Origin of the sequence: Pseudobutyrivibrio sp. MD2005, from assembly GCF_000621865.1 — a bacterium.
In the GTDB taxonomy this organism is placed as follows: domain Bacteria; phylum Bacillota; class Clostridia; order Lachnospirales; family Lachnospiraceae; genus Pseudobutyrivibrio.
Map to the genome: position 1 here is coordinate 3,604 of NZ_KK211362.1, position 6,562 is coordinate 10,165.

Here is a 6,562-nt window from a genome sequence, read left to right on the forward strand (position 1 = left end):
CATGTATTTCAGTTTTTCTCAAAGAAAATTGCATCGATGTGGATTGAGCCAACATATGAAGGATATTGGATAAATCAAGTAAGAGCACATAGAGTAGCGTTTCCAGGATGGTTAGAAACTTTTATGAGCGGAAAAGGTTATGCTATTGGTGCTAAAATATTTGATTTTTTTGGAATAATAATATTAACAGGCACACTGCTGTGGTTAATATTGGAGGATAAAGCTAAGTTTAATGACAGATCATTTTTGTTATTAAGTTTTGTTGGAGGCTTTACATTCAGTCTAATGTGGGAGGCAAAGTCCCAATATAATATTACTTATTTTATATTACTATTTCCTTATGCAATGTCAGGATTTGAAATGATGTTAGATAGGGGAAGAGTGCTGATTAGAAGTGCAAATAAAGTGATAATAGCCTATACCTGTGCAACAATTGTACTGTTTTTGGCTGCATATAAGCTTGATGGTTCAAATTGTTTATCACAACACAACGATGCATTTAACACATACATTGCTGAATGGAGAATGAATGATTTAACAGAAACTGTTAATGAGATAAACGCTATGAAGGCCTGGATTAAAGGTTATCAGGAGCAATGTACTTATTATCAAAAGTTATTAAACGATAATGGAATAACATATTAAAAATAAAGGGCTGCATCACTGCAGCCCTTTAATATATTCATCCATCCAAGCGAGTCTGCCTTGCACAAATTCTTTAAAATCACTTAATTCAACCTCAGAATCATAATAGTTCCCATCTGGCCACCGTTCCATAGTGCGCTCAAAAGCTCCAGATTTGTAAATATCAGCTTCGTATTTATCCAACATACTCATGAGATTGTCATTAGACCATACAGTCTCACGTAGATGAGCATATCTAGCTTGGACTTCTGCCGCAATAGTTTCGTCTCCATTTGCAATAAGAAATGGCACTGGTCCCCAGTTAATAGGAAGTTCATAATCAGTAGCCATATGATAACTTGTGATTGCATTAGAACCAAGTCCATCTACATAGCGATTGCCCCAGGTTTGATCCATATCCCATGGTACTAATAGTAGTTTGCAACCAAATTGGTTGTCAGCAGGCTTGTTTACTACAAAGAGATTTTTGATATCGGTGTCATATACATTATCAGCAGCTTGTGATAATTCATAGAATAAATACAGATCAATAGCGTTATTCATATCTACAGTGGACCTTATTGTATTATTATCACCGGAATACGCCATGGCATAGAATAAATCGTGAATTACATGGTATGCATCAGGTGAACCTTTTTGCAGATAATAACCTGGCAACCAATCATAGCCAAAATCTTCATTGTATTCGACGTCTTGTGAATATTCAGAAGGGGTCCAATCCTTTTTTTGAATAATAGTTTCGTCATCCTGCCTGTCAAGTTGTTTGCTGTCCATAGGATAGCTAAAAGCATAAAGGCCGTGATATCGATTGTTGAAAAATACTTCTGTGAAAACATATTCGTTGCATGCCGGTGCATTCCATTCGTTGTTGTAAGCGGATGTTGCATTCCAAAGGTTCATTGAAAAAACGTTACGCACCTTTTCATAATCAGAATAAGGAGCATATAGAATCCAATCATCATCGTATCGTAATCCTAGAAGATTTTCTTTATCTGTAGGCCCATCTTGATTGTCCTTATCTTCTAAAAGCGTTATTCGATAGCTTTTTTGAGGAAGATTAATGGTGGTGCCGCCTCGCACATGAATCTTAATATCTGTGTATGTTGAACGGGAACGTCCCTCAAAATCTGATCTATTATCGTATAGATAAAGCTCGGCACCTGTATATTGTTCAATGTTGTAGGTTTCGTCAAGACCTAAATCTGCAACAGTTTCAGCTGATACAGAAATATTGATGAATGGTAGTGTAGATACTACAAAATTGGAAACGCTGATGGCGTTGCTATCATATAAAACAAGCTTACCATCCAAAAGGCCTACATGAATCAAATTAAGACCTAATACATCTTTTAGGGAGTTTGCTTGATTCTTTTGAATGGTAATTTTTTTGAAATCGTTGCCTTCTACCTTAGAGCAATAAAATGTGTTATTCTCTACGTCATATATCAGTTTTTGATCATCTATGAGAATGTCTGTTATTAGTGGTGAGTTTGCAAGTGTTCTAGTAGATAATAATGATTGGAGTTCAGCATCAGTAAGCTGTGAACGGTTGTAACTAGTGATTCCATTTATTCTAAATTCAAGTGTAATAGTGATTATTAATATTAGTAGAGAAATTGCTAATATAATAAGGGATTTTTTGCGCATCGATGAGCGTCCTCCAAATATATATATCAAGTATTCAAAATCTGTTGCCATGTAAAATCTATTTGTATTAGAATACTATCATTGAGTATTATACATGAAATAGAAAGGGTTTCCCATGGAATACCGTCATGAATTGAAATTTTTAGTGCCGGATCTTACCTTAGAAAAACTTAGGTATAGATTATCGGCGGTTATGGACATAGATGAACATCAGCAAGAAGAAAGTTATAACATCCGAAGCTTGTATTTTGATGATTGTTTCGATAAATGTCTCAACGAAAATCTGGCAGGAACTGATGATAGGTATAAATATAGAATTAGGCTATATCGTGGCAACACAGATTACATCAATTTGGAGAAAAAATATAAATATCGCCAGATGACAAAGAAGGTATCTGAGCAGATAGATAAAGCAGATGTTTTGGCTTGTTTAGCTGATGGTTATTATGAGACTGGAGGGGCACTGTCTACAGAACTATATGCTAACTATATAAAATCTGGAATGCGGCCTAAATGTATAGTAGAATATGACAGATGTGCATTCGTGGAACCAATTGGAAATGTGCGAATCACATTTGATATGAATCTGAGAGGTAGTGCTGATGTGGAACGATTCCTTGATTATAGTGAGGATTTTACAGTTCCAGTTTTGCCGGCAGGTACTCAGATACTTGAGGTAAAATATGATGAGTTTTTGCCAAAACATATTCTACAATTAGTAGATACAAACAATTTACATAGACAATCAATTTCAAAATACGCTTTAGTAAGGGAGGCAATTTAAATGTCATTTACAGATATGATAAAAAAATCGGTGCTAGAAAGCTTTGCACCATCAGATATTACGGGAGCAGAAATTTCAATTGTGCTGATTGGTACATTTTTAATAGCGCTCTACATTTTCTTTGTATATAGATATATTACTAGAACTAGTTTTTATAATAAGAATTTTGCAGTATCCATGGCTATCATATCTGTGGTAACAGCTGGTATCATCCTTGCTATGCAGTCAAGCCTTGTTATTTCACTTGGTATGGTCGGCGCTCTTTCAATTGTTCGTTTTAGGACAGCAATCAAAGAACCGCTGGATTTATTATTCCTGTTTTGGTCCATAGGAACTGGTATCGTTGTAGGCGCAGGCTTATTCTCTGTGGGCGTTATTTTAGCAGTATTTGTAACAATTGGATTAGTTGTATTGCAGGTTATACCTTCAATTTCTTCACCAGAGCTACTTATTGTAAAGCTTAGCGATAAAAAGGCTGAAAGAGGAGTATTTTCGCTGATAGATAAATACTCATCAAGTTATAAGGTTGATTCAAAGGCTGTAACTAAGGCTCAGACCACACTTATTGTAGAAGTAAAGACAAAGGATGGTAATTTCTTGGTGGATGAGATATCTGAACTTGATGGTGTTGGCATGGTTACACTTATGGAGCACCAGGGAGAAGTGAAGAATTAGGGGAAGAATTAAAGAGTTTGCCATAGCCTATTTCCATAGAGAATCAGATATAGAATCTCAGGGAAAAGGGGTTGATAATTAATGCCGACGATTCCAATTGCACTAAAGTTGAGGGGATTTATGATATAATCACAAACCGGAGTTAGATAAAAAATTAATGAATCGAGTAAGACTATGAATACAAAAGAAAGAGATCATGCAATAGACGTTCTGAAAATATTAGCAACAGCGATAATAATAATGCATCATTATACGCAAGATATATATGCAACAGGGACAGGTTTCTTTTTTGGAGGACCTGTCAACTTTGGAAGATGTGTTGAGTTATTTTTTATCATATCAGGTTATTTGATGTATAGATATCAGATAACTGTTCAAAGACACGAAATATCATTTAAAAAGTTTTATTGCATTAGAGCCTTTAGATTATTACCATTGGTTGGAATTGCTGCTATTGTATATGAGATAGGTCTTATTTTATTTAAAAGTGCGACGGGAACATTATTTTTAAATGAAGATTTGAATTTGTCGGGCGCATTGTTTGACAGCCTTGGTATTCAAGATGGTTGGGCAACTTTGAATCCAATGGTAAATAATCCGACTTGGTATATCAGTGTACTGATGCTTTGTTATCTGATTTTTTATGTCATAAATTATTTGGCGGGAAAACATAATATTAGCGCAAATTATTATTATCTTGCTATGATTTTTATTGGTATTGGGGTTTTAAGTTACGAAATTAATTTACCATTTTTAAATAGCTCTTCGGGAAGAGGCTACTACGCTTTCTTTACGGGGATACTGCTGGCAAATTTCATTTCAGCCAATAAAGAATCTATTAATAAATATAGTCTCCTTGCAGTAATTCTTATTATGTTAACACTGGGGTATATCCTTTATGTAAGAATGGATGGCCAGAATTTTGATGACTATTATTGGCTTACATTTGCTTTTTTTTCTGCATTGATTATTCTTGCTGAAACAAAAGTTGCGAAAAAGATTTTTTCAAGTAGCTTTTGGTCGGTAATAGCAAAATGTGCATATGATGTCTTTATTTGGCATGTTTGTATGGAGATGCTATATAAATATTTGCTGATACGATATCCTGCATTATCATTACACACAGAATGGAAAATGATGCTAGGTGCATTGGTAATTGACTGGATAGTAGGCTTATTCTCATATTATTTCATAGAGAAACCTATATCAGCAAAGACTAGAGTATTAATTGAAAGAATAAAATAAAATATCAATGCTTTCTTTTGCAGTTACCGGAACTTTTTTCGGTAGCTGTTTTTGGGTTTTTCACGCGATGGACGTGCTCTTACAGGTGAAAATCCTAAACATGCTATATATATATATGTTATTTATTTTCGCTAATGGCAAAAAAGTTGAGATGGAAGGGACTAAAAATGTATAACTTAAAAGATACAACAAATAAAACTCAAAGGGATTCAAACATTGAATTATTAAGAATCATTTCAATTATTGGTGTTTTTGTTCTCCACCAAAATGGAGGGGCAATAACTCAGTCTAGTGGTATAAATACCTGGGGGTTGTATCTGGGTGAATGCGTTTTTATCGGATCAGTAAACCTTTTTATGCTAATTTCTGGGTATTTTATGGCAGAAAGGCATTCAGTATCCGGTTGGAAGGTGATTAATTTACTTATTATGGTCTCTTTTTTTAAAATCATAAGATATTTTGTAAGTATTTATAGTGTAAGTGGTGTATTCAATGCGGTTGATTTTATAAGATATATTGTACCTTCGAATCATTCTTACATATAAAAAAATAGCTAGGAAGGGATGATAATGTTATGAAACTAATAAAATCAGATGAATGCAGGGGAAGTTTGGCTACATTTTATCGAATAATGCTGTTAATATTTGGAGTATTTGAAATAGCTTTATTATGGGTTATGTCGGTATTCTTTATTTGCTATGTATCGACTGATACCAATGAAGTTACATTTTTTTGTAAGGACAATGCTTTAGTGAATATCATAATGGTATTCATGTTTGTGGCTATACTATTTTTCCTTAAAAAGAAATCAGTTATTTCATCTTTCAAAGACAAACTAGCTAATGATGATTTCTACAAGAAAACAAAGAAAATCATGCTATGGACTATAGCTATTATTGGATTTGTTTGGATTTTCATTACTCAATATGTCCCTGGGGCAGATCAGCTCGACGTTATGGCTAGTGCTTATAAATATGGTATTGGAGAAACTGATATGGTCAGGGTTGGTGGTTATCTAGATAGGTGGCCACATAATATAGGAATAACAACACTCGAAAGACTGCTAGCATACTTAGTTGGCGATTTTAATATCATGTTTATGCAGTTTTTGAATATTCCAGGTCTTGTATTAATATATAAAACAATGGTTGATATATGGGATAGATTTGGTGGTTCGCGTTTTTCTCAGGTATGCACATTGGGATGTGGAATTCTTTTTTATCCTATAATAATGTACGTTTCATTTGTATATGGAAATATCTGGAGTGTTACTTTTGCATTAATAGCATTTAATGCTGAATTAGATTATTTTGAAAATAACAAGGTTAGGTCACTAATAAAGTGTTTGCTTGCTGTCGGGCTCTCATTCATGGCTAAAGGAAGCGGTATCATCTTTATTATAGCCTTGGCTGTATTTGCTATTGTTCGTGGAGCCGCTGATAAGATTAAGGTATACAAAATACTACTTTTGATAATTACAATGTGTATTACAGTAGGCGTGTTTTCCACAGTACCTAAAAAGATATTAATACAAACCACAGGGGTGAATATTAGAGATGATGGTAT

Annotated in this window: 6 protein-coding genes and 1 pseudogene; 6 read left to right on the plus strand and 1 reads right to left on the minus strand. The window is 34.1% G+C overall.

Features of this window, described 5'->3' with window-relative positions:
• Positions 1 to 645: pseudogene (locus T498_RS0114350) on the plus strand (hypothetical protein); the annotation flags it as partial.
• 15 nt (positions 646 to 660) lie between these two features.
• Here T498_RS0114350 and T498_RS0114355 read toward each other — a convergent pair.
• Positions 661 to 2,292 (minus strand): CotH kinase family protein, encoded by a 1,632-nt coding sequence (locus T498_RS0114355; RefSeq protein WP_028236517.1) that lies wholly within the window; start codon positions 2,290 to 2,292, stop codon positions 661 to 663.
• Between the two features lie 115 nt (positions 2,293 to 2,407).
• Between T498_RS0114355 and T498_RS0114360 the strand changes: the two genes are divergently transcribed.
• From T498_RS0114360 to T498_RS16000, 5 genes are all read left to right on the plus strand, one after another.
• Complete coding sequence (locus T498_RS0114360) at positions 2,408 to 3,076, plus strand: polyphosphate polymerase domain-containing protein (RefSeq protein ID WP_028236518.1); 669 nt, start codon at positions 2,408 to 2,410, stop codon at positions 3,074 to 3,076.
• Positions 3,077 to 3,751: a DUF4956 domain-containing protein gene (locus tag T498_RS0114365; protein ID WP_028236519.1), complete on the plus strand. Its 675-nt coding sequence runs from the start codon at positions 3,077 to 3,079 to the stop codon at positions 3,749 to 3,751.
• A 174-nt stretch (positions 3,752 to 3,925) separates the two neighbouring features.
• The gene (locus T498_RS0114370) at positions 3,926 to 4,996 is read left to right on the plus strand and encodes an acyltransferase family protein (RefSeq protein ID WP_028236520.1); all 1,071 of its coding nucleotides are present in this window, start codon (positions 3,926 to 3,928) and stop codon (positions 4,994 to 4,996) included.
• 167 nt (positions 4,997 to 5,163) lie between these two features.
• The gene (locus T498_RS0114380; RefSeq protein WP_028236521.1) at positions 5,164 to 5,541 is read left to right on the plus strand and encodes a hypothetical protein; all 378 of its coding nucleotides are present in this window, start codon (positions 5,164 to 5,166) and stop codon (positions 5,539 to 5,541) included.
• 29 nt (positions 5,542 to 5,570) lie between these two features.
• The coding region (locus T498_RS16000; RefSeq protein WP_036978714.1) for a hypothetical protein at positions 5,571 to 6,562 on the plus strand (992 nt) is incomplete at its 3' end.

Coding starts and splice junctions, on each gene's coding strand:
- T498_RS0114355 (WP_028236517.1), bottom strand. CDS start 2,292: ATGCGCAAAAAATCCCTTATTATATTAGCAATTTCTCTACTAATATTA.
- T498_RS0114360 (WP_028236518.1), top strand. CDS start 2,408: ATGGAATACCGTCATGAATTGAAATTTTTAGTGCCGGATCTTACCTTA.
- T498_RS0114365 (WP_028236519.1), top strand. CDS start 3,077: ATGTCATTTACAGATATGATAAAAAAATCGGTGCTAGAAAGCTTTGCA.
- T498_RS0114370 (WP_028236520.1), top strand. CDS start 3,926: ATGAATACAAAAGAAAGAGATCATGCAATAGACGTTCTGAAAATATTA.
- T498_RS0114380 (WP_028236521.1), top strand. CDS start 5,164: ATGTATAACTTAAAAGATACAACAAATAAAACTCAAAGGGATTCAAAC.